General features: G+C 58.1%; 21 protein-coding genes and 1 tRNA gene. 4 read left to right on the top strand and 18 right to left on the bottom strand.

The window, feature by feature from the left end:
• Nucleotides 1–12: 12 nt before the first annotated feature.
• Nucleotides 13–1,794 carry a hypothetical protein gene (locus tag OXF42_00360; protein MCY4046553.1) on the bottom strand — a complete coding sequence of 594 codons (1,782 nt, stop codon included), beginning with the start codon at nucleotides 1,792–1,794 and terminating at the stop codon, nucleotides 13–15.
• A gap of 211 nt (nucleotides 1,795–2,005) precedes the next feature.
• Nucleotides 2,006–3,127 (bottom strand): porin, encoded by a 1,122-nt coding sequence (locus tag OXF42_00355; protein ID MCY4046552.1) that lies wholly within the window; start codon nucleotides 3,125–3,127, stop codon nucleotides 2,006–2,008.
• 157 nt (nucleotides 3,128–3,284) lie between these two features.
• On the opposite strand from OXF42_00355, the gene OXF42_00350 reads away from it, so the two are divergent.
• Together OXF42_00350 and OXF42_00345 are read left to right on the top strand one after the other, a co-directional pair.
• Nucleotides 3,285–3,983, top strand: coding sequence for a response regulator transcription factor (locus tag OXF42_00350; protein ID MCY4046551.1), 699 nt, complete (start codon nucleotides 3,285–3,287; stop codon nucleotides 3,981–3,983).
• The gene (locus OXF42_00345) at nucleotides 3,980–5,212 is read left to right on the top strand and encodes an ATP-binding protein (protein ID MCY4046550.1); all 1,233 of its coding nucleotides are present in this window, start codon (nucleotides 3,980–3,982) and stop codon (nucleotides 5,210–5,212) included. The genes OXF42_00350 and OXF42_00345 overlap by 4 nt, the downstream gene beginning before the upstream one ends.
• On the opposite strand, the gene phoU is transcribed toward OXF42_00345, so the two are convergent.
• From phoU to OXF42_00305, 8 genes are all read right to left on the bottom strand, one after another.
• Nucleotides 5,199–5,858, bottom strand: coding sequence for a phosphate signaling complex protein PhoU (gene phoU, locus OXF42_00340; protein ID MCY4046549.1), 660 nt, complete (start codon nucleotides 5,856–5,858; stop codon nucleotides 5,199–5,201). The genes OXF42_00345 and phoU overlap by 14 nt on opposite strands.
• A gap of 12 nt (nucleotides 5,859–5,870) precedes the next feature.
• Complete coding sequence (pstB, locus tag OXF42_00335; protein MCY4046548.1) at nucleotides 5,871–6,665, bottom strand: phosphate ABC transporter ATP-binding protein PstB; 795 nt, start codon at nucleotides 6,663–6,665, stop codon at nucleotides 5,871–5,873.
• A gap of 14 nt (nucleotides 6,666–6,679) precedes the next feature.
• Nucleotides 6,680–8,266: a phosphate ABC transporter permease PstA gene (gene pstA, locus OXF42_00330; GenBank protein ID MCY4046547.1), complete on the bottom strand. Its 1,587-nt coding sequence runs from the start codon at nucleotides 8,264–8,266 to the stop codon at nucleotides 6,680–6,682.
• Between the two features lie 10 nt (nucleotides 8,267–8,276).
• Nucleotides 8,277–10,478, bottom strand: coding sequence for an ABC transporter permease subunit (locus tag OXF42_00325; GenBank protein MCY4046546.1), 2,202 nt, complete (start codon nucleotides 10,476–10,478; stop codon nucleotides 8,277–8,279).
• 34 nt (nucleotides 10,479–10,512) lie between these two features.
• A complete protein-coding gene (locus OXF42_00320; protein ID MCY4046545.1) occupies nucleotides 10,513–11,502 on the bottom strand; it encodes a phosphate ABC transporter substrate-binding protein PstS family protein in 990 nt (329 codons plus the stop codon).
• A 195-nt stretch (nucleotides 11,503–11,697) separates the two neighbouring features.
• Entirely contained in the window at nucleotides 11,698–12,870 is a 1,173-nt protein-coding gene (locus tag OXF42_00315) for an aminotransferase class I/II-fold pyridoxal phosphate-dependent enzyme (GenBank protein ID MCY4046544.1), read from the bottom strand.
• A gap of 78 nt (nucleotides 12,871–12,948) precedes the next feature.
• Nucleotides 12,949–14,421, bottom strand: coding sequence for a glycosyltransferase (locus OXF42_00310; GenBank protein MCY4046543.1), 1,473 nt, complete (start codon nucleotides 14,419–14,421; stop codon nucleotides 12,949–12,951).
• 11 nt (nucleotides 14,422–14,432) lie between these two features.
• Nucleotides 14,433–15,593 carry an LL-diaminopimelate aminotransferase gene (locus tag OXF42_00305; GenBank protein MCY4046542.1) on the bottom strand — a complete coding sequence of 387 codons (1,161 nt, stop codon included), beginning with the start codon at nucleotides 15,591–15,593 and terminating at the stop codon, nucleotides 14,433–14,435.
• A gap of 83 nt (nucleotides 15,594–15,676) precedes the next feature.
• Here OXF42_00305 and OXF42_00300 point away from each other — a divergent pair, with 83 nt between their 5' ends.
• Nucleotides 15,677–16,699: a glycosyl transferase gene (locus OXF42_00300; protein ID MCY4046541.1), complete on the top strand. Its 1,023-nt coding sequence runs from the start codon at nucleotides 15,677–15,679 to the stop codon at nucleotides 16,697–16,699.
• Here OXF42_00300 and OXF42_00295 read toward each other — a convergent pair.
• Complete coding sequence (locus OXF42_00295) at nucleotides 16,683–17,258, bottom strand: hypothetical protein (GenBank protein ID MCY4046540.1); 576 nt, start codon at nucleotides 17,256–17,258, stop codon at nucleotides 16,683–16,685. The genes OXF42_00300 and OXF42_00295 overlap by 17 nt on opposite strands.
• Before the next feature lie 51 nt (nucleotides 17,259–17,309).
• Here OXF42_00295 and OXF42_00290 point away from each other — a divergent pair, with 51 nt between their 5' ends.
• Nucleotides 17,310–18,104: a vitamin K epoxide reductase family protein gene (locus tag OXF42_00290; protein MCY4046539.1), complete on the top strand. Its 795-nt coding sequence runs from the start codon at nucleotides 17,310–17,312 to the stop codon at nucleotides 18,102–18,104.
• A gap of 135 nt (nucleotides 18,105–18,239) precedes the next feature.
• Here the strand turns inward: OXF42_00290 and OXF42_00285 are convergent, their stop codons facing one another.
• The 7 genes from OXF42_00285 to thiL form a co-directional block, all read right to left on the bottom strand.
• A complete protein-coding gene (locus OXF42_00285; GenBank protein ID MCY4046538.1) occupies nucleotides 18,240–18,644 on the bottom strand; it encodes a YraN family protein in 405 nt (134 codons plus the stop codon).
• The gene (mutS, locus tag OXF42_00280) at nucleotides 18,641–21,208 is read right to left on the bottom strand and encodes a DNA mismatch repair protein MutS (GenBank protein MCY4046537.1); all 2,568 of its coding nucleotides are present in this window, start codon (nucleotides 21,206–21,208) and stop codon (nucleotides 18,641–18,643) included. The genes OXF42_00285 and mutS overlap by 4 nt, the downstream gene beginning before the upstream one ends.
• 54 nt (nucleotides 21,209–21,262) lie before the next feature.
• On the bottom strand, nucleotides 21,263–21,883 hold the full coding sequence (locus OXF42_00275) for a HupE/UreJ family protein (protein MCY4046536.1): 621 nt from the start codon (nucleotides 21,881–21,883) through the stop codon (nucleotides 21,263–21,265).
• Between the two features lie 75 nt (nucleotides 21,884–21,958).
• A tRNA-Ala gene (locus OXF42_00270) sits at nucleotides 21,959–22,032 on the bottom strand.
• Between the two features lie 45 nt (nucleotides 22,033–22,077).
• Entirely contained in the window at nucleotides 22,078–23,295 is a 1,218-nt protein-coding gene (locus OXF42_00265; protein MCY4046535.1) for a hemolysin family protein, read from the bottom strand.
• Nucleotides 23,296–23,300: 5 nt separating this feature from the next.
• On the bottom strand, nucleotides 23,301–24,641 hold the full coding sequence (locus tag OXF42_00260) for a hemolysin family protein (GenBank protein MCY4046534.1): 1,341 nt from the start codon (nucleotides 24,639–24,641) through the stop codon (nucleotides 23,301–23,303).
• Nucleotides 24,638–25,648 carry a thiamine-phosphate kinase gene (gene thiL, locus OXF42_00255; GenBank protein MCY4046533.1) on the bottom strand — a complete coding sequence of 337 codons (1,011 nt, stop codon included), beginning with the start codon at nucleotides 25,646–25,648 and terminating at the stop codon, nucleotides 24,638–24,640. Before thiL ends, OXF42_00260 begins: the two co-directional genes overlap by 4 nt.

Here is a 25,648-nt window from a genome sequence, read left to right as displayed (position 1 = left end):
AGTTGTCAACGATTAGATGTCGTCTGACTTGAAGAACTCATCTATGTAGATGTTCAGACTGGTCTGAACTCCCCAGATGATGTCTTCGGCGCTCTGGCCACCAACTGCTGCGTTAATATCATCGGCAGTAGCAAATGACCTGTGCTGAACTCCAGCTGCGTCTGTGTCAGTATCGACTACGACATTGTTCACTGCAAAGGCTTGCGCCTCAAGAAGGTCGGTCAGACCCTCGCCGGCAACAATGACGCTACCCGTGATGTTGAAGTCCACGCCCGGGTAGATGTTAACTTTCACATTACCCTCAATCTCGGTTCCGAGATAGGCGCTGGCTTCCTGCTTCGGCTGAGTTGCGGTAACTGTTCTGTTACCGGTCCCACCAGAATTGGGATCACCAAGAGTGGCACCTACAACATTGTTTTGGTTGGTAGTATTCGGCGTGATACCGACCTGACAACCATCCCAACGGAAGGTACCGCATCTGCCGTCCCTCATAAGACCTTCGGTCTCATTGTTCCATCCGACAACAACCTGTGGCCTGAAAGAAACTCTCTCAGTAACAGGTATGTCAGCGTAGAGACGCGCGTAGTAGGCGTTCTGAACGCTGGCGTCCGCCTTGGCAAGTATGTTGCTGTGGGCGTCCTGATAGATGGAAGGCATTACGTGCTTGAACAGAAGGTTGTCAAGGTTGTAAGCCGGGTTGAAGACGATAACACCGCCCTCAATGTCTTCCCCAGTAGTCCAAGAAGCATCATTATTTGTGTCTCCGTCAGCCCATCCGAACTCCGCTCCGACAACATTGAGGTATTCAAGTGTCGGCGCGAGGTATTCGGCGCGAACCGCCCAGATAATGGCGTTCTTGATGCTGGAGTCGGTTGTACCACTAATGTTGGTGATTTCACCGAATCCACCCTGAACTTCACCCGTGAACTTCCAGCTGTCAGACTTCAAGTCAACAAGACCGGAGTAAAGGGTGTATCTGTCAAGATTACCGAACCCACCGATGAAAGCGTCCTGATGGATGTAGGGGAAGATGTAACCGCCAACGGTTACATTAACGCCCGCCATGTTCGCGTGATTAAACACGACAGCAAGCGCGCCACCGTCCCATCCGTCACCGTTTCCGGTTTGGAGACCTGTCCCCTGAGTGATCCTGTCCGACACGAAGATAGCCGTAACAGTGGCATCTCCGCCGGTCGGGAAGGTTTTCAACCAAAGAAACCTGTCAACGAGGAAGCCGCCATCGCTGGCCGGGTCCCATCCGCCGTTGGCGAGAATTCCAAGACCCCAGTCAAACGGCTGGCGACCGACACGGATAAATCCGAGGTTGTTCGGAAGAACAACATCGGCGTGCACCATGCGGACATTGAAGAAACCTGCGTCTTCTTCAACAGCGCAGAAATTGCCAAAGTTAAGGCAGTCTGAAGTCGCGTTTCCATGAAGAATGGTTCCTCTAAACTGATCGCTGGGTGAAATAGATGAATTGACAAGCGTGGAAGCGCCACCCAGAAGTTCATCTGTGTAGCCGCCCCAAATGTTGTTGTTCATTATATCAACCTGCGCCCTAATGGTTACCGCTTCACTCAGAGCGAGTTGCGGGGTAACCCTAAGGGTGGTGTCCACAAAGAAGATTGCGTCATCCTGATCGGACGCGGACCTGTAGGTCGCGTTCTCAAGGTAACGCGCTTCAGTGGACATATAACTGGGAAATCCTCCCAGACTAAGCTCCACAGCAGACGCCGGAACGGCTACTGCAACAGCAATAAGAAACATCACAAGCCAGTTAGCTTTTCTCATGTCTCCTACCTCCTTAAAACTGGCGGACTGCGAGTCCGCAATTTCACACGCATTATAGGCAAGTGCAGACAGGTTTGTCAACAATTATCTAACTTGCGGGGAAAGGAAGCGAACCGGCAACCAACCTCAAGTTGCGGCTATGGTATATGAAAACAAGGGAGATTTCAAGAAATTTTTTCGGCGGAGGTTAAGGTGTCCGGCGCGGGGACAATTACAGGGAAACCTGTATCTGAGCCCTTACTCTGTTCTCTTTCTTGTCTTTGCCCGCAGATATTCCGTCCTTCTCGTTGATGTTTGAGTAATCAACCTGAACCTTCGCCCTGTGCCCGGCGGCAAGGTAGTAGTTGAGCCCGAAGGTGATTTCGCGCTCATCGTTGCCGCCGCCCGTGTCGTTGCTTATGCCCGCCCACCTGATTGCGGCTTCAAGATCGGATGTCAGCATCGCGCCCGCCTGAAGCCTGTAGGAAAGTCTGTTGTAGTCTTCAGAACCATCTTCTAATGAGCCGTAGTTAACGGAGGCTTCAAAGTTTGCCCTCTCAACCTTGGCAACAAGGTCTGCGGTGAAACCGTTTCTTGAATCTTCGCCGGTGTGGGAGAAACCGCCAAGCCCGATTGAAAAGGTCGGAACTTTGGCAAAGTTCGGCGTTACCTTGTAATCGCCGCCCGCCGTGAAACTGCCGCTTGAGTATTTCAACTCACCGCAACAGACATTCGCCTGAAGTCTGCCCGCAAGCAGTATGTTGTCTCCGCCGCTGAAAGGGTCTCCGTCAAACTGGAAAAGACCCATCCTGTAGGCGATAAGATTGCCGAGAATTCCTCCAACCGAGAAGCCGTCCGCGCGGTCGCCGCCTATGACGGCTTCCTTTGCAATGGAGCGGTCAACAAACTGAAGCGCGGATGATGAGTTGAGGATCTCCCTCTCATACGGGATTTTGTATCTCCCCGCCTTAAAGTCCGCCGCTTTGCTTTTCGCAATAACAATGAAAGCGTCCTCTATCTTAATGTCATCTTCCCTCGGCCTGTCATCACGACCCGCATTGCCCGCGAGTTGAAAACCGTATTTCAGCCACTTCTCGTAGGCATGCCCGCCGAACTTCATCTTCAGACGGCGAATCATGAAATCGGTTTCCAAATCAGAATCCGCCTCATTACTGTCCGTGAAGTCAGCCCTGAACTGAATGCGGAAGTTCTGTTTGATTTGAAACCTCCCGTCCGGCGATGTGTAAACCAGCGCCTTCTTATAGTCAACCTCCGCATGAGACTGCGGCGCAAAAGCCGCAACCCCAAGCGCAATGACAACAAACGCCGCCGTGATTTTCTGCAACACTTTCATCCGTGTTCCTCCCGTCAATTCGCGGGTCTCCCGCTTACGGGTTGATTATGAAACGGCGCGGTTAAGGTTCGGGGAATTAAAAGTTAAAAAACAGTTAACGGAAAGGGCGCGGCAAATCCCGCCCCGCTCTTATATGTATAATAGCGCGGGGTCGCAAATGGCTGACAAAACAGTGGCAATAGTTGACGACGAAAAGGACATCCTTGAAATCGTCTCCTCCTCACTCAAAAAAGAGGGGTTCAAAACAAAAACATTCCGGGACGGCAGAGAGTTTATGCTGTCCATAAACTCATTCAGGCCCGACCTCATTCTGCTTGACCTTATGCTGCCGGAACTGGACGGCATTGAGATATGCAAGCGGCTCAAAGCGTCTTCCCGCACATCGTCAATACCGGTGATTATGATAACGGCGCGCGCGACCGAGTTTGATATTGTGCTGGGGCTTGAAATCGGCGCGGACGACTACATAACCAAGCCGTTCAGCACGCGCGAACTTGCGGCGCGGGTGAAAACCGTGATGAGGCGCGGCAAAAAACCGGACGGCGGCGGGGCGGACGATGACGTTATTCAAATCGGCTCTCTCGCCATAGACACCGGCAGTTTTGAGGCGAAAGTCAAAGGAAAACCCATACGCCTCACCGCGACCCAGTTCCGCATATTGGAGTTTCTCGCCCGCAACGAGGGCAGGGTGATGAGCAGAGACCAGATACTCAAACAGAAAAGCTCGCTTGACGACCGGCTTGCATACGACCGCACGGTTGATGTGCATGTGAAAAATATAAGGGCGAAACTCGCGGGAAGCGGCGTTGTCATAAAGACCGTCCGCGCCGTGGGCTACAAACTGGAGAAAGGGTGAGGATTTCACGGAGGGCGGGGGCGCTTTGCGCGCTGGCGGGGGCGCTGGCATATCTGAACTCGGAGGGCGGCGCGGGCGCGGCGGCGGTTGCGCTTTTATGCGCCGGGGCGGCGGTTGCGGCGGCGGTTTTCTCCCGCAGGCGGGCGGAGAAAGACGCGATGAAGAAATCGGCCGCCCTCGGCGCGGCGGAAAGAGAGGCGCGGGACCGCGCCCGGCGGGCGGGTGAGCGCGGGGCGCTTTTTTCCGCCGTTCTTGAAGAACTCGGCGAAGGCGTGGTGTGCGTGTCGCCTCAGGGCGCGGTGCTTGCGGCAAACAAAAGGGCGCGGGAGATGCTTTCCGCCACGGCGGACATTACGGGTCGCAACTACTGGGAGGCAATTTTCAGTTCGCAGATTCGCGGCCTGATAGAGGAATCCCTCGGCGGCGGGCGGCGGGTCATCAGGCGCGAAATAGCCGACATTTACCCGTCTGAAAACTTTTACGAGGCGGCGGCGGCGAAACTTCCCGGCGGCGAGGTGGTTCTTGTTCTTGCCGACACGGCAAAACTCAAAACCCTCGCCGAAAAAAACCGGGCTCTTGTAACCAACATGTCGCATGAGATAAGAACGCCTCTCACATCAATAGTGGGAGCGGCGGAAGCGATAGCCGACATGACGGAAGGCGCGGACGCGCAGACAAAAAAGATGACGCGCCTGCTTGAGAGAAACGTCCGCCGCCTCGCCGATTTGTGCGACCGCGTTATCCGGCTTACGCAGACGGACGGGCGCGGGGCGGAGTTGAAGGAAAAATTTGACCTTGCCGAAGCGGTGAGCGCGGCGGCGGAAGCGGTGAGCGCGGCGGCGGAAAAAAAGAACATCCGCCTTGAAGTGTCGGCGGGGGCGGGGCTTGCGGTGGAAGGCGACCGGATGATGGTTGAGAGCGCCCTTGTGAACCTGATTGACAACGCAATCAAATACTCCCCCGAAGGCGGGGAGGTGAAGGTGGGCGCGGCGGCGGACGGCGGCGGCGCGAAGGTGAAAGTGAGCGACCGGGGCGCGGGAATACCGGCGGACGAAAGGGAGCGGATCTTTGACCGCTTCCACCGGGGAAGCGCGGCGGCGGGCAAAGAGGGAAGCGGGCTGGGCCTGAGCATCGCCCGGCAGACCGCCGCCGTTCACGGCGGAGATGTAACGGTTGAGAGTGAACCGGGGCGCGGAAGCGTGTTCACAATCTCTTTCAGGTGTGCTTGATAACCTCGCCGGTAAGCAGGTAGTAGGTGTCTTCGGAGATGTTGGTCGCAAGGTCTGCGGCGCGTTCAATGTTTCTTGCTATCACTATCATGCATGTCGCCGCGGCAAGCGACTGGGGAAACTTCCTTGAGTGCTCAAGCGCCCCGGCAAGTATTACGGACTCCATGCGGTCAACCTCTTTGTCTTTCTCCGGCACTTTGAGGGCAAGGTCTTTGTCATCTTTCATAAAAGCCTCAATGCTCATCCTGAACATCTCAAGGGCGCGCTCCGCCATCACGGCGGCGTCTTTGAGGAGGCCCACCGGCGGGTAGTCCGCGCTTTTCCCCACAAGGCGCGCCACATTGACCGCATGGTCTCCCACCCTCTCAACATCGTTGTTTATCTTCATCACCGCCACAGTGGTGCGGAGCTGCAACGCTTCGGGGGCGTAAAGGGAGAGCAGGCGGACGCATTTTGAGTCAATGACCACCTCTTTTGAGTCAACCTCGTTGTCCATTGTCTTTATCTGGTCTATGCGGTCTTTGACGTCGGTGGGGTCTTTAATCAGGCCTATGCTCCGCTCAAACATGGAGTCCGCCGCGCCCGCCATGTCCAGCAGGTCTTTTCTGAGTTCCTGTATTTCCTGTTCTATTTTGCTTGTCGCCATTCTTCCCTCCTTTTATCCGAACTTGCCGGACACATAGTCTTCGGTCTGTTTGACGGACGGATTGAGAAATATCTTCTCCGTCTCATCGTATTCAACCATTTTTCCAAGATACATAAACATTGTGTAGTCCGAAACCCGCGCCGCCTGCTGCATGTTGTGGGTTACGATGACCACTGTGTAGTCGCGCTTGAGCTCCCTGATGAGTTCCTCTATGCTGGCGGTGGCGATGGGGTCAAGGGCGCTGCACGGCTCGTCCATAAGCAGGAGGTCGGGGCGCACCGCTATGGCGCGCGCTATGCAGAGGCGCTGCTGCTGCCCCCCCGAAAGAGCAAGCGCGCTGTCGCCGAGGCGGTCTCTCACCTCCTTCCACAAACCCGCCTGCTTCAGGCTTGACTCCACAATGCCGTCAAGGTCGCCCTTGTTTCTGACACCGGCTATCCGGGGCCCGTATGCGATGTTGTCGTGTATGGAGGAGGGAAACGGGTTTGATTTCTGAAACACCATTCCCACCCTTCTGCGAAGGTCGCTCACGTCAAGGTCTTTGTCGTAAAGGTCGCGACCGGAAACGGAGATCTTCCCCTCTATCGTAACATTGTCCAGAAGGTCGTTGAGGCGGTTGAAGCACCTCAGGAATGTGGACTTTCCGCAGCCCGAAGGCCCGATGAGCGCGGTTGACTTGTTTGCCGGAACGCGCATCGTGATGTTTTTGAGGGCGGGGGTGTCGCCGTATTTAAGGCACAGGTCCCGCGACTCGGCGATGACGTTCTCAAAGTTTGTGTTGTCAAGCGATTCAAACTGCTCTTCCATGGTTTCCTCCGGTGTCAGACGGCCGCGGAGCCGAACTTTTTCTCCCTTATGCGGCTTCTTATGAAAATTGCCGCAAGGTTGAGCGCGGCGACTATGGCGATAAGCAGAAACGCCGTTGCGTAAACAATGTCCTTTGCGGCCTCCACATTGGGCGACTGAAAGCCCACATCGTATATGTGAAAGCCCAGATGCATAAACTTTCTCTCGGCGTGGATGAACGGGAAATTGCCGTCAACAAGGGCGTCGGGCGCGAGTTTTACCACCCCGGTAAGCATAAGCGGCGCAACCTCGCCCGCTGCGCGGGCGACCGCAAGGATAAGACCCGTCATGATGCCCGGAAGCGCGCCCGGAAGCACCACCTTCCAGATGGTTTCAAATTTTGTCGCCCCAAGCGCAAGCGAGCCCTCGCGCATGTTGCGGGGCACTTGAGACAGCCCCTCCTCGGTTGACACAATGACCACCGGAACTGTCAGCAGGGCGAGCGTGAGAGACGCCCACAAAACGCCCCCCGTTCCGAAAGTGGGCGCGGGAAGGGCCTCGGCAAAGAAAACCGAATCTATCAGCCCCCCGATTCCGTATATGAAAAAGCCCAGCCCGAAAACCCCGAAAACAATGGACGGAACCCCGGCAAGATTGTTCACGCAAATCCTCACTATTCTCACAAACGCGCCCTTCCTTGAATACTCGCTCAGGTAAAGGGCCGCCAGAACGCCGAGCGGCATAACCATTACGCTCATGATGATAACCATGATCACCGTGCCCAGTATCGCGGGAAGGATTCCGCCCTCGGTGTTCGCCTCGCGCGGCCCGGTGGAGACAAACACCCGGAACCTCTCAAGGTAAAGGGCCGCCCTGGACAGCGCCCCCATTGCGTTGGGGGCAAACACCCTCTCTATGTTGCCGAAGGAAACCTCCCTCTCGCCGCCCCCGGCAACCGCCACCACTATTGAGTCTTCATCAATCCGTGAGTAAATCTCCTCAAGTTCCGCCTCTTTTTCCGCATAAAGGTTTTCAAGCTCCTCCGCCCGCGCGGCGAATCTGCCGTCCGGGTCGCCGGTCTTCTCCGCCCGCTCCAGCGCCTTTCTTATGCGGCGGTCAATGCCCTCCACCTCTTTGGTTGCTATCCTGTCCGCCCGCTCCCGCAACTCCCGCGCCTTTTTCACATACGGGGCGAGCGCCGCCGTGTCGCCGCCGTAGGCAAGGGCCTCCCCCCCCGACCGTATCTCCTTTACTGTCCCTATCATGTCGCCCCACTCCCAGCGGTTTATCACAACCGCATCGCGGGGATACTCAACCGAGCGGACGGCGGCGTCATCAATGCGGCGGAACGCAAGGCCGTATACGTCCCTGTTGCCGACCTTGAGCCTTGTCTGTGTGCCGGTGTCGGTTTTTTCGCTTCCGGCAAAATGCCCCAGAACAACCTCGCCGTCCTCAAGCGTTATCCGCGCAAGGGAGGACGGGTAGAAAAACCCCAGCCCCTTTGCGGTGATGAGCAGCAGCAGCCCCGCAATCATCAGTATTGCGGCGGCAAGGGCGGCGGCGGACATCCACGAATACGCCTCCCCGCTTCCCAGAACCTCCCTGAAAGAAACCTTCCTCATCATAAAACCCCTACGCCGGGGGACCGAACTTTTTGCCCAGCCGCCCCCTTATCACCTCTGCCGCTGTGTTCAGAGCGAAAGTGAACACAAACAGCAGAAGACTTGTGAAAAATATGAGCCGGTAAAGCCCGCCGCCCTGAGGGGCTTCGGGAAGTTCAACCGCTATGTTTGCCGACAGGGTTCTGAAACCGGTGAATATGTTCCAGTCCATAAGCGGCGTGTTTCCGGTCGCCATAAGCACTATCATCGTCTCGCCGACCGCCCTGCCGAACCCGATGACCACCGCCGCCATAACGCCCGAACTCGCGGCGGGCAGAACCACCCGCACCGCCGTCTGCCAGCGGTTTGCGCCCAGCGCGAGAGACGCCGCCACAAGGGACCCCGGCACGCCGGACATGGCGTCTTCGGCGATTGTGAAAACTATCGGTATGACGGCAAAGCCCATTGCAAAGCCCACGACAAGGGCGTTTCTCTGGTCAAAGTCAAGGCCGATTGCCGCAAGCCACGCCTTGAAGTCGCCGGAAAAAAGCAGCCGCTCGGCGGGCGCGTTCAGCCACAGCGAGAGCGCCACGGCGGCGACAAGGGCGGGAAACAGAAGCGCGTATTCGGCGCCGGGGCGAAGCAGGTGGCGGACGGACGAGCCCAGAGCCTTCCACAGATAAAGCGACAGCATTGCGAAAGCCGCAACCACAAAAGGCATTATGATGAGCGCGGGAAACACCTTCTCCAGCACGGGCGAGAGCCACAGACCCGCGAAAAATCCGATGACCACGCTCGGCAGCCCCGCCATTATTTCAATGACCGGCTTGATGTATTTGCCGAAAGAGGGGTGGAGAAACTGCGAGACGCACAGGGCGGCGAAAACCGCTATCGGCACGGCAAACAGAAGCGAATACACGGCTCCCTTGAAAGTGCCGAAAATTATCGGGGCGAGGCCGAGTTTGGGCTCAAATTCGTCCGTGCCGCCGGTTGACTGCCACATGTGTATCGGCCCGTCGTATCCCTCATACCACATGCGGGCAAACACCGCCTTTATGCTTATCTCCGAATAACTGTTTTCCATGGGCCAACTCACAAGAGAGCCGTCCGCCACCGCCGCCACAACGGCGTCTCCCTTGGGCGCAAGCGCTATGGCGTTTGCGGGAGACCCGCCCGGTATGAGCAGCCGCCTTCTCTCCGTGGTGGAGTGGAAAACCCCGATGTTTCCGAGAGAATCGGCGGCGAGCAGAACCCTGTTTCTCAGCGAGTTTGCAAGCAGAGTCACGGAGGCCGGAAGGTTTTCAAAAGAGCGCGTCTTAAGCGGCTCCGTGCTTCCCGCCGCCCGAAACCACACCGACAGCCCGCCGTCCGAATCGCCGACCGCGATGGAGCGTTCGCCAAGCAGGGCGGCCATTGCCGTTACGGGCACGGAGCGGCTTGCCGTTGCGGGGCGCGAGCCGAGAAAAACCGGCTCCGCCGGGTCGGAGCAGTCCCACTGAAACAGCCGCCCGTCCGCCGTGCCGGCGTAAAGGAATGCCCCCTCCTCGGCAAGAACAAGGGCGGTAACCCGCGCCCCGCCCAAATCTCCTGTCAGGTCTGCGACCGCCGCTTCGGTGGCGACAACTTGCGGGGCGGCCTCTTCGGCAAACGGGTTTTCCTCAAACTCTTCTCCTTTCGCGAAGGCAAGAAAAAGCGAGCCGCCGGAGGTCGCGGCGACCAGATAGTCTCCCGAATCCGACACGGCAAGAGAGACGCGCTCCAGAGGGGCGGATGACACGGCGAGAGAGGCGGCAAGGCTGATGTCGGTTTCCACCTCGCGGGACGCGCCCTCTCCGGCGTAGGTGTCGCGGTGGGTGATTGAGTGGACGCGCGCCTCTCCGTCTTCGCCGCCTACAACGAAAAACTCTGCGGTGGTGTGAACGGCGAAAGAGCGGGCGGGCGCGCCCGTGGGAACTGTCGCGACAACCCCGCCCGTGTCGGCGGAAAACAGTCTTATATCCCCGGACGGGAAAACGGCGTAGGCGGTCTGCCTGTGCTCGTCAACCCCCATGCCGATCGCCCCTTCAACCGAGGGGGCGGGCAATGTCTGCCGTGCCGCGCCGTAGGACGGCGAGGAAAAAAGGGGCAGAACCTCAAGCAGTATAAAAACGAAAACCGCCAGAACACTTGCGATTATCGCAACCCCTCCGAGGGTTATAAAAAGGGCGGCGAGGCGGTCGTAAATCCTTCTCATTGCTTAAAGTCCGCCCGGCAACGGAGCGGAGGGGTTACTTCCTCCACCTCCACTTCCGGTCGTCAAGGTATTCCTTCCTGATTTTCCTCACGGTTTTGTTGTCAAGCGGTATGTATCCGTCCTTGATGGCCACTTTCTGCCCCTGCTTGCTGAGCACAAACTTGAGGAACTCCTTGCGAAGCGTGTCAAGCCGCGAGCGCGGCTCTTTGTTCACATAAAGGTAAAGGTGTCTTGCAAGCGGGTATTTGGTGTTGTGCGGCTCAGGCTCCATGCACTTTCCGTTTCTTTTGGAGAGGGCGATGGCGCGCACGCCGGAGGTTTTGTAGCCGATTCCGCTGTAGCCCATGGCGAACTTGTCTTTGGTTATGCCCTGAACAACGGAAGCCGAGCCCGGCTGCTCTTTTACGGAGTCCGAGAAGTCGCCCTTGCAGAGCGCTCTCTTTTTGAAGTAGCCGTATGTTCCGGAGGCGGAGTTTCTGCCGTAAAGGGTTATTGCACCGGAAGCCCACGCGCCTGTTACTCCGAGGTCTCCCCATGTGGAGACCTGAGAATCCGCGCCGCACCTTCTGGTTTTTGAGAAGGCGGCGTCAACCTGCCGGATTGACAGGCACTTCACCGGGTTCTGCTCGTTCACGAACACGGCGAGCATGTCAACCGCAGTCGGAATGGCAACCGGTTTGTATCCGAACTGCTTTTCAAACGCGTCAATCTCTTTTGCCTTCATTTTGCGCGACATAGGGCCGAACTGGGAAGTTCCCTTGATAAGCGCCGGCGGGGCGGTGCTTGAGCCCTTGCCCTCTATCTGGCATTTGACTCTCGGATAGCGCTTTTTGAAGCCCTCGCACCACAGAGCCATCAGGTTGTTCATCGTATCCGAGCCGATACTGTTTATCGTTCCCGAAACCTTCTTTTTCGTCTTTCTGTAGTTGGGAAGTTTTCCGTCAACCTCAACTGCGGAAACGGGCGCGGCAACGGCAAGCGCGGCAAGCCCTATCAAAAACAGACGGAGTTTTCGTCCAAACATCTTCTTTGCTTTCCTCCTTAAAGAAGTCCGCAGGGCATCGCCCCGCGACCGATAGTCAACTCGCCAATTTTGAAGGTTTGGTTAACGAAGGGTTAAAATTGGGGGAAGGGGAAGATGGGGGTTTCCCCGTCATTCCTTCCGTGTCGGAGCAGGGAAGCAGGTGGGCGGCTTCCGCCGCCCGCCTTTTGCTTCAATTCAGATTTTGAGTTCCTTCATCCTGCGTGTTCCCTCGTCTATGTCCTCATCGGAGCATGCGTAGGTTACGCGGATAAAGCCCTCTCCCCTGTCGCCGAAAGCAGTTCCGGCAACCACGGCTACACCCGCCTTCTCAACAAGAAGGTCCGTGTATTGCTGGGAGGTGAGACCCGTGCCGGTTATGTCCGCAAAGGCGTAGAAAGCGCCGTCCGGCGTGTCGCACTTGACGCCCGGAACTTCGTTCAGAGCGGCAACCATTCTGTCTCTCTTGCTTTGCAGAAGTTTGTGCTTGTTCTCAACCCAGTCCTGCGGGCCGGTGATTGCCGCATACGCCGCGCGCTGCACAAGGGCGGCGACATTTGTGATTGAGTCCTGAAGGAATATGGACATCTTTTCTATTACCGGTTTCGGCGCAACCGCCCAGCCGATTCTCCATCCCGTCATCGCCCACGTTTTTGAGAACGTGTCTATGACGATTGTCCTGTCCTCCATTCCGGAGATTGCGCTTATGGTCTTGTGCGGCTTCCCGAAAGTTACCTGAGAGAAAATCTCGTCCGATATGACGACAAGGCCGGGATGCCTCTCGCACATACTGGCTATCTCTTCGGGATTCTCAACAAGGTGGCCGTTGGGACGCTGGGGGGTGTTTATGATAATGAGTTTCGTTTTCGGAGTAACGAGAGACTCAAGCCTTTCAACATCAAACTGCCAGTCCGGGTCGGTGAGGGGGGTGTGCTTTATCGTGGCTCCGAGATACTTTGCCCAGACCTCGTCCGGCGGGTAGCCGGGGTTGGGAAAGATCACCTCGTCCCCGTCCTCAAGAAATATGTTGAGAGACGCGGTGAGCGCGTGCTTTGCGCCTGCGGTTACGATGACCTCTTCGGGGTCGGTTTTGCGCCCCTGTTTTGTCGTCTTTTCGGCTATCGCCTCCCTGAGTTCGGGAAGCCCCGGACCCGGATCGTAGCGGACGTAACCCTCTTCCACCGCTCTGGTGGTTGCCTCCACTATATGTTGAGGGGTCTCAAAGTCCGGCCCCTGATAGTCGCCCTTCTCAAAGTGAATGACCTTCTTGCCGGTCTTTTTCTCAAGTTCCTTTGCGACCCTCATGCTCGCCCACTGCCGGGGCTGAACAAAATGCTTTGTCCTTGAACTGAAACGATAACTCTCCGCCATGTTAAACAACCTCCGTGTTTTGTTACCGGCTCACCCCGCCGGTGTCAGGGACTAATACTAAATTCGGCGGTGGCTTTGTCAAGACCGGTTTGTCAATCTCTCAAAACGCCGCTTTACCGAAAGAAAGGGAACAAAGAAAAACGCCGCCGAAAAAATAAACAGAAGCATCCTTAAAAAAGGCTCTCCCTCAGGGGCGCGCAATGCGAAAAGACCAAGCGCCGCGCCAAGCGCGAGTTCAAAAAACAGCGACGAGCCGAAGCGCGGCGCGTAAAGCGTGGGCGGGTGGGAGACCGAGGCGGATGCGGTGGCGGTCTTGGGCGTGCGGACAAACTCTCCGCCGGAGCGGGAAAACACCGCGCGAATCACCCCCGCCGTGTTGCTGAGAGACATCCCTGCCCACAACACCATCGTCAGCGGCACGAGAAGAAGCATCCCCGGCACATTTTCTTCGCTTCGCGGGTCAAGGGCGGCGAGCAGATAAAAGGCGAAGATGCCGCCGCTGGCGGCAAACCCGATATTGCCTATAAACCAGTAAAACGCCGCCGGAACCGAGCCGCCCAGAATGTTTACCGCCGCCGCCGACAGAATCACGGCGAGAAAAAGCGGGCTGGAAAGGTTGCCGAGCATGTGGAACGCCGCCTCCGCCTTGAAGCCCGCAGACAGGTCTTTTCCCGCAAGTATGGGGCGGAGAAACTTTCTTGCGTTCTGTATCCCCCCCATAGCCCAGCGGCGCTGCTGGGATTTGAGCCCCTCAATGTCGGACGGGAGCTCGGCGGGGCACACCAGATCCGGCAGATACCGTATCTTCCATCCCGCAATCTGGGCGCGGCAACTGAGGTCAAGGTCTTCCGCGACCGTGTCATCATGCCAGCCTCCGGCGGCTTCCATGCACGTTTTTCTTATCACCGTGGCCGTTCCGTTGAAGTTCAGAAACACCCCCGCCGCCGAGCGTCCCGCCTGTTCTATGAGGAAATGCCCGTCAAGGAAGACGCTCTGAAGGCGCGTAAGGAGCGACTGGCGGCGGTTTATGTGCCCCCAGCGCGCCTGCGCCATTCCGACCGAGGGGTCGGAGAAGCACGCAAGAGCGCGCATAAGAAAGTCGCGCGGGGGAACAAAGTCCGCGTCAAACAGGGCTGTGAACTCGCCCCGCGCAAGCGGGGAGGCGTCTTTGAGCGCGCCCGCCTTGTATCCGCGCCTTGAGTCGCGGCGGACGTGGCTTATGGAAAACCCCTCGGACTTCTTGCGCTCTATCGCCGCGCGCGCCGCCCCTGCCGTCTCGTCCGTTGAGTCGTCAAGCACCAGTATCTCAAGCCGGTCGCGCGGGTAGTCCATTGCGCAAACCGCGTCTATTAGCCGCTCTATCACGTAAACCTCGTTGTAAACCGGAAGTTGAACGGTTACGGACGGAAGGGCGGAGGGAAGCGGAGACGGGGCGGAAGGGCGGACGGAGCGCGTTTTCAGATAAAGCCAGCAGAGCCGGTACCGGTAAATTCCCAGAGCGGAGAGAGCCAGCAGAGAGGCGAGGTAGAGTATCTCAAAAACAAGCGCCACGGCGTACTGTGTCAGAACGACAGGGACGCTATTCTTTCCGCGGCCTGTCTCACCCTTTCGGTGTCAAAGGTTATGGACGCGCGCACATAGCCCTCGCCGAACTCACCGAATCCGTTTCCGGGCGTTACCACGACCCCGCACCGCTCAAGCAGCGCGGACGCAAATTCCGCCGAACCGACTCCGTCCGGGGTCTCAAACCACACATAAAAGGTTGAGAGCGGTTTTGTGTGCGCCAAACCCGCCTTCACAAGACCCTCGCAAAATATATCCCTTCTCTCACGATAGGTTTCAAGACGGTCGGAAAAGCCCGGGTCGGGCGCGGAAAGCGCCGTTATACCGGCGATCTGCACCGCCTGAAACGCCCCGGAATCTATGTTGGTTTTCACCTTGCCGAGAGCGCCCACCGCTCCCGCCGCTCCGGCGGCAAACGCTATGCGCCAGCCGGTCATGCTGAAGGTCTTTGACAGGGAATGGAACTCCAAACCCACCTCCCGCGCCCCCGGAGTCTCAAGGAAACTCGGCGGAACAAAGCCGTCAAACGCCATCTCCGTGTAGGCGGCGTCGTGGCAGACCACTATGTTGTGCCTGAGGGCGAACTCAACGACCCTTTCAAAAAAATCACCCCCGGCAACCGCCGCGGTAGGGTTGTTCGGGTAGTTGAGAAACATCATCTTTGCCCGCGCCGCCACTTCGGGCGGTATGGCGGCCAAGTCCGGCAGAAAGCCGTTCTCTTTCAACAGCGGCATTTTGTGGCACACCCCGCCCGCAAACGCCACGGAGACCGGATAAACCGGATATCCGGGGTCGGGGACAAGCGCGAGGTCTCCGGGGTTTATAAACGCCATGGGCGCGTGCGCCACCCCCTCTTTTGAGCCTATCAGGGCGAGAACCTCGGACTCCGGGTCAAGGGAGACGCCGAAACGCTTTTCAAACCACGCCGCCGCCGCGCCTCTGAATTCCGCCATTCCGGCGTAGGACGGGTAGCGGTGGTTTGAAGGGTCGGCAAGGGCGTCCGCCGCCGCGCGGACTATGTGCGGCGGGGTCGGAATGTCCGGGTCTCCCACGCCGAGGTCTATCACATCAACGCCTTTTTCAATCTGCGCCGCTTTCTTTTTGTCTATCTCGGCGAAAAGATAAGGAGGCAGTTGCGATATTCTGTCAGACCAATTTATATCCATAGTCCCGTGACGGCGGCATTCTACAGATAAAAGGGGCGGCGGGCAAACCTGTTGATTTCCGCGCCGCCGGAAATAGTATGAAAGGGATGAAAATTCTTTACGGAATTCAGGGAACGGGCAACGGGCACATAACGCGGTCGCGCGAAGTGCTGCGGTTTTTGAAGGAGCGGGGGGCGGAAGTGGACATACTTCTGAGCGAGTCGCACAGCGAGATAGACATCGGCGCGGAGGTGAAGTTCCGGCCAAGGGGGCTGGGATTTGTTTTCGGCAAAAAGGGGGGCATAGACCTGCTGTCATCGGTCCGGCGGATGAGGCCGCACAATTTTTTCTCAAACGTCAAGAAACTTCCCGTTGAAGACTACGATATCGTGGTGAGCGACTTTGAGCCCGTAACCTCATGGGCGTGCTTTCTGAAAGGGAAAAAGTGCGTGTCTCTTTCCCACCAGACCTCTTTTGCGTCCGACAAAACGCCCCGCCCCGCCAAAGTTGACCGCATGGGCGAGGCGATTCTCTGCTGGTATGCGCCGGTCTCCATCCCCTTGGGGCTTCATTTCCAGAAATACGATTCTTTCATAGAGACCCCGGTGGTAAGGCGCGAGGTGCGCGAGAGGGAGAGAACAAACGCCGGTCACTATACGGTTTATCTGCCCTCTTTTGCGCCGGAAAAGATAGAGCCCTTCCTGCGCAAGGTTGATGTTGAGTGGCATCTTTTCTCCAAACACCGGTCGGCTCTGGACGGCAGGCGCGGGAATGTTTCGGTGTTTCCGGTGAATTCCGGCGGGTTTGAAAAATCGCTCTGCTCAAGCGAGGGGGTGCTTTGCAACAGCGGGTTTGAGACCCCGTCCGAGGCGCTGTTTCTGGGCAAAAAACTTCTCGTCATTCCGATGAAGGGGCAGTACGAGCAGAAGTGCAACGCCGCCGCGCTCAAGCAGATGGGCGTCAGGGCGGCAAAGGTGGGAGACGGTTTTGAGGGGGAGATTGAAAGGTTCGTGAACTCCCCGATGCCGCGCGGCATTGAATACCCGGACAACGGCGGAGATATAGCGGACAGGATATTTGAGGCGGCGGACGGCGGCGGCACTCTCAGAACCGCCCTTTGAAAGCCAGAACGGCAAAGGTAACCGCGCCGCCAATCGCAAACCCGGCGACCGTTTGAGCGGCGGTGTGGGCGGCGAGGCGCACCCGCGCCCACGAAACAACCGGAATTAAAACCGCGCCAACCGCGCCGGCGGCCCCGTAGAGAAAAAGCAGGATTACGGCGAGAGACGATATCGCGGCGCTGTGCGCGCTCACCTTGTAGCCGAGGGTGACCGCATACACGGCAAGAAGCGCAATCAGACAGGCGAGAACCACATCAAGCACAAGCGCCGGACTGCCGAGATGGCTGAAAACAAGCATCCCCGCCGCGGTGTTTATGACCATAAACTTGAGCGGACGGAAACGCTCCGTCTGCTTTGAGAGATGAAATCCGGACACGGCCCCCTTGCGCAAAAGGTAAAGCACATAGGCGACCGGGGGCCCCACAAAGACGGCGATTATCAGAGGCGCCCAGAATATCTCCCCGCCCGTGCGGGGAAGGAGCGCCGCAGCCCCGTAGCACACGACAAGCGGCGGGGAAAAAGCCTTTGACACAAACTCGGCAACTCCGCGAGAGGTCACTGCGGGGGCTCCGCTAATAATTCCGTAAAATTGCTGTTAGAATGGGTCATCATGACGGACAAAACTTCGGGCGCGGTTACCACTGCTCTGTGCGCAACGGGCTTTCTGCTGTGCCTCTACCTGACGGCAATATACTACACAACGGACGGAACGGCGACATACTGTTCGGGCAACTGGCAGTGCAATGAGGTTCTGAACAGCGGATTTTCCAAGGTCTTCGGCATGCCCGCATCTCTTTTCGGCATGCTTGGCTACGCCGCCATCGCCTTCTATAACATCAGAGAAAACCGGACGGCAGTGATAGCGCTTGCGAGCGCGGGGGCGGGGTTTTCCGCATACCTTTCGTGGGCGGAGTTCTTTGTGATAAAACAGGTCTGCCCGTTCTGCGTGGCGTCCGCCCTGATGGTTGCGGCGGTGTGGATTCTGTCAGTCCGGGGGGCGGGGGCATCGCGCATGGCGGCGGCGGTTCTAATCGCCGTTTTCTCGGCGGGCGCGGGATACTCATACCACTTTATCTCCGGAACCACGGTGGAAGCGCCGCAAGCCGCCGCGCCCGCAAACGACAGTTTTGCAAAAGGCCTCGCGCTCCATCTGAAGCAGACCGGCGCGGTTATGTACGGCTCGTTCAGATGCCCGGCGTGCGCCACGCAGAAAGCGTTTTTCGGCGACCACGCAAAGCTTCTGAACTATGTTGAATGCCACCCGGCGGGAAAAAACGCCGACCCGAAACTGTGCGCGGAAAAAGACATCAAGGCGTATCCCACATGGGAGATAAACGACTCGCTCGTCCGCGGGGCAATGTCGCTTAAAAAACTTTCCAACCTCTCCGGCTACGGAGGCGAATAAATAAAAAGAGAGGCCCCCGTTGTTCGGGAGCCTCTCTTGTGAAGCAGGAGGAGGAGTTAAGTGGGTTTCCTAACTTGCTGTCCAATAGTAAAGGGATTCTACTTAAGGGTCAAGACCTGTTTGAAAAAATTTTTGTCAGCCGAGTTCCGCCTCAAAAGCGCCCTCTATCAGAGTTGCGGTTTTGTCCGTGAGGTCAACCGCGACCACATCAAAACGCATTGGCCGAGAGCCCGTCCGCCTTTCCTTTATATACTGGAGGGCGGTGAGGTTGATCTTCCTCCTTTTGCGCCTGTCAACAAACTCCTGCGGCAGTCCGTGGCCGAAGGTTGAGCGCGATTTCACCTCAACAAAACAGATGACCCCTCCGTCCGAGCAGATGATGTCTATCTCGCCGTATCTGCCTCTGTAGTTTCTCTCAAGGACTGCAAACCCCTTTTTCTTCAAAAACTTCACGGCTATTTCCTCGCCCGCATTCGCGCTTGTCCCGCGCCGCGCCCCCTTGAGACCGGGAAGAAGTTTTCCGAGCAGCCGCGCGGTCAATCGTCCACCAGTTTGCCCTTGAGATTTTCAATTACCTTTATGGCTTCGGAAGGCGTCAGGTTCATGGTGTCTATCTTTGACACATCCTCTTTGAGAAACCGAAGCCGCCCGTCCCCGCACGGCGCCGCATCATCCGCATTGTCCGCGCCGTCCGCAAACAGGGACGTCTGACGGGAGCCCAGAACCTCGCTCATCTTTGAGCGCATGTCTTCAAGCGACAACAGCATGGCGCGCGCCGACTCCAGCACGGGAGCGGGAACGCCCGCGAGGGCGGCGACCTGAATTCCGTAACTGTGGCTGGACGCGCCGGGAACAAGTTTTTTGAGAAACACTATGTCGTTTCCCTTCCGGCTGACCGCCACATTGTAGTTCCGGACGCCTGAGAGACCGGCAAGTTCATGGTAGTGGGTGGCAAACATGGTTCTTGAGCCCGCATCGCGCAAGTATTCGGCGACCGCCCAGGCAATGCTCATGCCGTCAAAAGTTCCCGTGCCGCGCCCTATCTCGTCAAGAATCACAAGGCTGCGCGCGGTGCAGTTTCGTATTATGTAGGCGGTCTCAACCATTTCGGACATAAAGGTTGAAAGCCCGCGCGCGAGATTGTCCGACGCGCCCACGCGGGTGAAGATCTTGTCAACCGTTCCTATCTTCGCGCTTGAGCACGGGACGAAACTTCCCATCTGCGCCATCAGAACAATGAGGGCGGTCTGCCGTATAAGAGTGGATTTTCCCGCCATATTGGGTCCGGTTATCAGGAGGAAACTGTTGTCTTCACAGTCCATCATCACATCGTTGGAAACAAAATCGGCGCGTCCGCGCACTTGTTCCACAACCGGGTGGCGGCTGCCGGTGAGTTCTATCTCACCGCCTCCGGTAACTTGCGGCTTTGAGTATCCGTTGCGGGCGGCGCAGGTCGCAAACGAGGAGACAACATCAATGACGGCAACCTCTTTTGCGCACGCCCTGATTTCATCCGCGCGGGCGGCAACCAGCCGCCGCAGACGCTCAAACACCTCCCTTTCTGCCCTCAGTATGTCATCCTCGGCGGTCTTTATCTTTTGCTCCCACTCCGAGAGTTCGGGAGTTGTAAATCTCTCGGCGGCGGCGAGTGTCTGTTTTCTCACATAGGACGGCGGAACCATGTCCAGCGCGTTCTTTCTGACCTCTATGTAGTAGCCGAAAACCCTGTTGTATCCCACTTTGAGCGACTGAATGCCCGTTTCCTCCCTCTGCCTCTTCTCAAACCCCGATATCCAGTTTCTGCCCTCGCCGAGAAGTTTTCTCAAGCCGTCAATGTCCGGGTCTTTGCCGTCCCTGATTACGTTTCCCTCCGCCACCGTGGCGGGCGGCTCGTCCGAGATTGTTTCGCCTATCTCGCGGGCGAGGCCGGGAAGGGTGTCCAGCCCGGCGCGCGCGGCGCGGAGGAAGGCGGCCTCAGCCGGGGCGAGCGCCTCCTTGAGACCGGCAACGCGAAGCAGGGAGTCTTTCAGGGCGGACAGGTCTCTCGGGCGCGCGGACGGAGTGGATATGCGCCCCGCAAGCCGCTCCATATCCCCCGTTCCCTTGAGGCATCCGGAAACCGCCTCGGCAAGCCGGGTGTCCGAGACAAGGTTGTCCACCGCGTCCAGACGGCCGTTTATCTCTCCCGCGCCGGTGAGCGGGTAGTCAATCCAGTTTCTCAAAAGCCGCCCCCCCATCGGCGTCAGGGTGAAGTCAATGGCCTTCACAAGGGTGGGGCCGTCATCCTGATTCAGGGGTTTTAGGAGTTCAAGGTTTCTTCTGGTGCAGTCGTCTATCTGAACATGTCCCTCCGGGCCGTAAAACACCGGAAGTTTTATGGCGGGCATGTACTCCATCTGGGTCTCACGCATGTAGTCAACAAGAGCGGAGCACACCAGCGCGGCGCCGGAGTTTTCGGCAAAACCGCACGCTCCGGCGGATGAAATGCGGAAGTGGCTCATCAGCGCCCCGGAGGGGTCTGAAGTGTTAAACAGGTCGTCCCGGACGGTTACAAGCGGACGGGGGGCGGTGGCGTCCGCAAGGGCGGCGGTGTCTGCGGACTGAAGCAGTATTTCCGAGGGCTCAATTTTTGCGAGACCGGCGGCCGCGTCCGCCTCGTTTTCAAAAGAGCAGACCTTGAACTCGCCGGTGGATATGTCGCAGTGCGCCAGGTGAAAGCCGCCCGCGCCTTTCGCGAGGGAGGCTATGTAGTTGTTGGTTTTTGAGTCAAGCGATTCGGAGCCCAGAACGGTTCCCGGCGTGAGGACTTTTACAACCCGCCTTTCCACCAGTTTGCCGCGCCCGGCTTCCTCAACCTGCTCGCATATGGCGACCTTGCGTCCGCTTGAGAGCAGTTTTGACAGGTAGCCGTCCGCGCTGTGGCACGGAACTCCGCACAGGGGAATCGGCGCGTCCGAATTTTTGTTGCGCGAAGTAAGGGTGATGCCCAGTATGGCGGAGGCGGTTTTGGCGTCCTCAAAGAACATCTCGTAGAAATCTCCCAGACGGAAAAACAGTATGGAGTCCGGGTGGCGGCTTTTAATGCTCCTGTACTGTTCAAGCATGGGTGTGCTTGAGTCGGCCATTACGGAGAGATTATATTGGAGACCCGTCTCTTATCAAAACGGGACGGACATGAGACCGAGCGCGCCGCCCACGGCGCAAAGGAGGACACCGGCGGCTCTTGAAAATCCCGCGCGACCGCCCGGAAACACGGCGCACGCCCGCGAGAAGGCGGCGGACATCGCAAGCACGACCGCCGTCTGAACCGCCGCCAGACCCGTTATGTAGAAAACAAGCGGCGAGGCCTCCGCCCCCACTATGCCCGACCCGTAGGCGAAGCCGTGAAAGAGCCCCGCAACGGACACAAAGCACAGGGCGGCAAAAGAGCCCCCGGCTCCGGTCAGGACGAAAAATCCCGCAACCGCCACTGACAGGGCAACCGCAGTTTCAAAAAAGAAGGCCTCCGCATGACCGGAAAAAAGCAGGTGGGCAAACACGCCCGCCACAGTCGCCGGAACAAACGCCGCGAGGGCCTTTGCGCTTTTGAAACGGGCGGCGCACAAAACCGCCACCGCCGTAAGAAAGGCGAGATGGTCAAGCCCTATGACGGGGTGGGCAAAGCCCGAAAGAAGCCCCTGATACCAGCGGGTCAAAACCGCGCCCTCAAACGGGTGATGAGCCGCCGCGGGCAAGGCGTTCAAAAAAAAGCAGAAAAGTGCGGACAGAAAAAATCGCATCGGTATCTCCGGCGACAGCCGAGAGGCTATTCTATACGTTTTGCGCAAAAAACTCCAGACAGCGGCGCGAGATTCTGGAGATGAGGGGAATCGAACCCCCGACCTCTGCCATGCGAAGGCAGCGCTCTCCCAGACTGAGCTACATCCCCTTAAACAGAAACAGGCACAAATTATTATATGGAAAAACTCCAATATCAACCCGCATGCGTAACTTTAACCCGCTTGATGGCGCGTGAAGTGGCGGACTCCACGGTGAAAATCGCGCCGCCCGCCTCAAGGGTCTGCCCGAGCGAGGGGATGCACTTGAAGCGCGAAAGCAGAAAGCCGCCCAGCGTTTCGTATCCCCCGTCTTCGGGTATTCGTATGCCGAGGTCCCGGTTTATACGCTCAACGCTGATATGGGGAAATACAAGATACTCGTCCGCGCCGGTCTTTACCCAGAGATTTTCGTCCTTGTCATGCTCGTCCTCTATCTCGCCCACTATCTCCTCAACTATGTCCTCAATGGTGACTATGCCCACCGCGCCGCCGTACTCGTCAACCACCACCGCCATTGAGTCGCGCCCGGCCTTCATGTCTTCAAGAAGCTCGCTTGCGGGTTTTCTTTCAGTCACAAAAAGCGCGGGCGAAGAGAATTCCGCCACGTTTGTCCCCGTCCGCGCATCCCTGCCGCGCAGAAGGAAGAACGAATGCAGCACGCCCGTTATTTTGTCAATCCGGCCCCGGTAAAGAGGAATTCTCGTGTATCCCGAACTTCTGACAAGTTCGGTCGCCTCGGAAACGGTGGCGTTCTCATCAAGCGCCCTGACCGATGAAAGAGGCACCATGATGTCGCCCACCGTGACCTCGGAGAACGAAAACACCCTGCGGAGCATACGGCGTTTTTCCCCGCCGCCGTCGCGCTCGTGCGCCGTTATGGCGTCCATTATCTCCCCCCGCGTGACCGCAGACCTGTGCCCGGCGTAACGCAGAGCCAGACGGGTGAAGAAGTTAACAAACCACGTGAGGGGAAGGAATATTTTTGTCGCGACCCACAGCGGGTATATGGCCCAGAGTATGAGCGAGTCGCTGTTTCTCCTGAAGACGGATTTCGGAACCACCTGACCGAAAACCACAATGAGGGGCGACAGTATGAGCACGGAATAAAGCTCTGCGCCGTCTCCGACGTGCTCCTCCAGATAAAAGGTCAGCAGTATGGTGCTGGTTATCAGGGCTATGTTGATGCCGGCGAGCGTTGTGCCGAGGAATCTGTCTATCTCGGCATACGAGCGCAGAACCAGTTTCGCCGAGCGCGAGCCCCTGCCCGCAAACGTCTTCATTCTTATCTTGTCGCACGATATCAGCGCTATCTCGGAACCGGCAAAAAACGCCTGAAGCGCAAGGCACAGAACCACAATCGCCGCCACCGCCATGATGCTCACTGCCCGCCCTCCCGCCTTGCCCGGACTGTTACTTCACTTATCCTCTTTCCCGATATCACCGATGCCGTGAACACAAGGTTTCCGTGTTCCACGCTCTGCCCCCCGGTCGGCAGGTGGCCGAACTTGCCGAAGACAAAGCCCGCCACGGTTTCCCCGGCTCCCTCGTCCGAAGGAATGACCGAGGAGGCGAGCGCGGGGGGAAACTTCTCAATGCCCAGAAACTTCAGGAGCGGAAACAGCATGGCTTCGTTGAAATCGTCAACCCTGTAGCTTCCCGGCATGATGAGTTTCTCCCCCTCCCACCGGGGAGTGAGCCGTTTTCTGGACACGCTTCTCTCGTCCTCTATCTCGCCCACTATCTCCTCAAGGATGTCCTCAAGGGTTACGAGGCCGTCAAATCTCCCGTACTCGTCAACCACCACCGCCATGTGAATCCGGCGGCGGCGGAATTCCATCAGGAGGTCAAAGGCGTCTTTGCTTCCGGGAATGAAGTAGGGCGCCTGCGTGTAGTCTTCAACGGTTTGGTCTCCGGACGGCGGCTTGAGCAGAAGGTCTTTTGCAAACAGGATGCCCCTGATGTCGTTTCTGTCCTGAGAGTGGACGGGCACTCTTGAGTATCCCGCCGTCTCAATCACGGACAGGGCGCGGGAGGCGGGCAGGGAGGCGCTCATCGTCATGCAGTGCACGTTGGGCGTCATTATCTGGCGCGCCGATGTGGTCCGGAGGCGGAAAAGCCGGTCTGCAAGGCGGCTCTCAACCTCGTTTACCACTCCCTCCTCCCTGCCCATCAGGACAAGCGTTTCAATGTCTTCCTCGCTGAACTCCTGAGCCGGGGTTTCCGGCGGGTCTCCGTCGCCGTCCTTCATCGGGATGAACAGGTTTGAGAACTCCATTATGAGGCGGCGCACCGGTGTGATAAACCAGTGGAACAGACTTAGCGGCTCCGCCACCGCCTTTGAGACGGGACCGGGAAACCTGACGGCGAGGGTCTTGGGCACGGTTTCGCCGAATATGAGCAGAACGGGAGACGCCACGGCGACTGAAACAATCATTACCGCCTCGGAAGAGAAAGAGCCCATCAGGCCCGCCACCAGCGTGGCAACCGTTGCGGAATACGCTATGTTGACCGCCTCGTCCGCAAACAGCACGGTTACTATGAGCTCGCCGGGTTTTCTTAAAAGGCCCTCTATTATCCCGGCCTTTTTGCCGCCCTCGCTCCTTATGTTCTCCCTCTGATGCCTGCCGAGCGAAAACAGCGCGCCCTCGGCAAAACAGAAAAATGCCGACGCGCCGAGCAACAACAGCGCGGTTGCCGTCCCCGCAATCATGTCGTTCATGACAGTCCGTGCCTGTGGCCGCCCGAGGCGAACCTCTCGCGGGCGACCTCGCCGCCTCCTTTCCGTATGCGGCCCGCGCCCGGAGGCGTAACTTCGCCTATGCGGGTCATGCGGACGTCCGCCCGGCGGGCTATTCCCTCTATTACGCCGCGCATCCGGGGGCGCGCCGTGAACACAAGCTCATAGTCGCCGCCTGCGGTCACCGCCTCTTCGGCGGAGCCGGAAAACCGCCCGCATACCGGGACCCGCTCAAGAAAAAGGGACGCCCCGGCGCCGGAAAGGGACGCGATTTTTTCCATATCGGCAAGCAGGCCGTCGCTTGTGTCGGTCATTGCGGTCGCCGCCCGCTCCCCGCAAAGGGCAAGCCCCGCGGCCACTCTGGGCTCGGGAAAAGAGAATCTGCCCGGGCCATTTGCGGGCGCGTTTTCCGTTGTGTCAAGAGCGCGCATTTCCGCCGCGGCTTCCGCCACAAGACCGGTTACGAAGATGTCATCTCCGGGCTCCGCCCCCCGGTTTCTCACAAACACGCGCCCCTTTGTGAAGCCGGTAACCTTTACGTCCGCAAAGATAACGGGCGCGCCCGACGTGTTGCCCCCGACAACCGCCGCGCCGATCAGGGCGGCGGCCTCCCGCGCGCCGTCCAGAATGTCGCAGACGGTTTTGCCTGTTGTGCCGGGCGGAAGACCGAGGCTCAACAGAACGGTTTTCGGCTCCGCTCCCATGGCCGCGATGTCGCTTGCGGCGCACAGAACCGCTCTCAAGCCGACCGCGCGGGCTCCAAATGCCGGATGGGAAAGCCACCGCCGCCTGAAATGCACTTCCTCAACGGCGCAGTCGCAACTCTCCACAATAAATTCCGGCGCGCCCGCATCAAACACGGCCGCATCGTCTCCGGGGCCCACAATAACGCCGGGAGCGGCGTCTCCGAACACGCTCACGGCGTTGCTGATAACGAAATCCTCGTCCGCGGGACGGGTATGGTCTGAAGGGTCTGTGTCTGCGCTCAT

Source organism: Candidatus Dadabacteria bacterium (genome assembly GCA_026708565.1).
In the GTDB taxonomy this organism is placed as follows: Bacteria; Desulfobacterota_D; UBA1144; order Nemesobacterales; family Mycalebacteriaceae; genus Mycalebacterium.
The sequence above is the reverse complement of the archived record's forward strand: the minus strand, read 5'-3'. Positions and strand labels throughout refer to the sequence as shown.

Bases quoted from the DNA above. Each gene is read 5' to 3' on its own strand.
- OXF42_00320 (MCY4046545.1), bottom strand. From the start codon at position 11,502: ATGTTTGGACGAAAACTCCGTCTGTTTTTGATAGGGCTTGCCGCGCTT.
- OXF42_00265 (MCY4046535.1), bottom strand. From the start codon at position 23,295: ATGGCGGTGGCGGCGATTGTGGTTCTGTGCCTTGCGCTTCAGGCGTTT.
- OXF42_00325 (MCY4046546.1), bottom strand. From the start codon at position 10,478: ATGAGAAGGATTTACGACCGCCTCGCCGCCCTTTTTATAACCCTCGGA.
- pstA (MCY4046547.1), bottom strand. From the start codon at position 8,266: ATGAGGAAGGTTTCTTTCAGGGAGGTTCTGGGAAGCGGGGAGGCGTAT.
- OXF42_00360 (MCY4046553.1), bottom strand. From the start codon at position 1,794: ATGAGAAAAGCTAACTGGCTTGTGATGTTTCTTATTGCTGTTGCAGTA.
- OXF42_00315 (MCY4046544.1), bottom strand. From the start codon at position 12,870: ATGGCGGAGAGTTATCGTTTCAGTTCAAGGACAAAGCATTTTGTTCAG.
- phoU (MCY4046549.1), bottom strand. From the start codon at position 5,858: ATGGCGACAAGCAAAATAGAACAGGAAATACAGGAACTCAGAAAAGAC.
- OXF42_00290 (MCY4046539.1), top strand. From the start codon at position 17,310: ATGACGGACAAAACTTCGGGCGCGGTTACCACTGCTCTGTGCGCAACG.
- OXF42_00355 (MCY4046552.1), bottom strand. From the start codon at position 3,127: ATGAAAGTGTTGCAGAAAATCACGGCGGCGTTTGTTGTCATTGCGCTT.
- pstB (MCY4046548.1), bottom strand. From the start codon at position 6,665: ATGGAAGAGCAGTTTGAATCGCTTGACAACACAAACTTTGAGAACGTC.
- mutS (MCY4046537.1), bottom strand. From the start codon at position 21,208: ATGCTTGAACAGTACAGGAGCATTAAAAGCCGCCACCCGGACTCCATA.
- OXF42_00350 (MCY4046551.1), top strand. From the start codon at position 3,285: ATGGCTGACAAAACAGTGGCAATAGTTGACGACGAAAAGGACATCCTT.
- OXF42_00300 (MCY4046541.1), top strand. From the start codon at position 15,677: ATGAAAGGGATGAAAATTCTTTACGGAATTCAGGGAACGGGCAACGGG.
- OXF42_00260 (MCY4046534.1), bottom strand. From the start codon at position 24,641: ATGAACGACATGATTGCGGGGACGGCAACCGCGCTGTTGTTGCTCGGC.
- OXF42_00275 (MCY4046536.1), bottom strand. From the start codon at position 21,883: ATGCGATTTTTTCTGTCCGCACTTTTCTGCTTTTTTTTGAACGCCTTG.
- thiL (MCY4046533.1), bottom strand. From the start codon at position 25,648: ATGAGCGCAGACACAGACCCTTCAGACCATACCCGTCCCGCGGACGAG.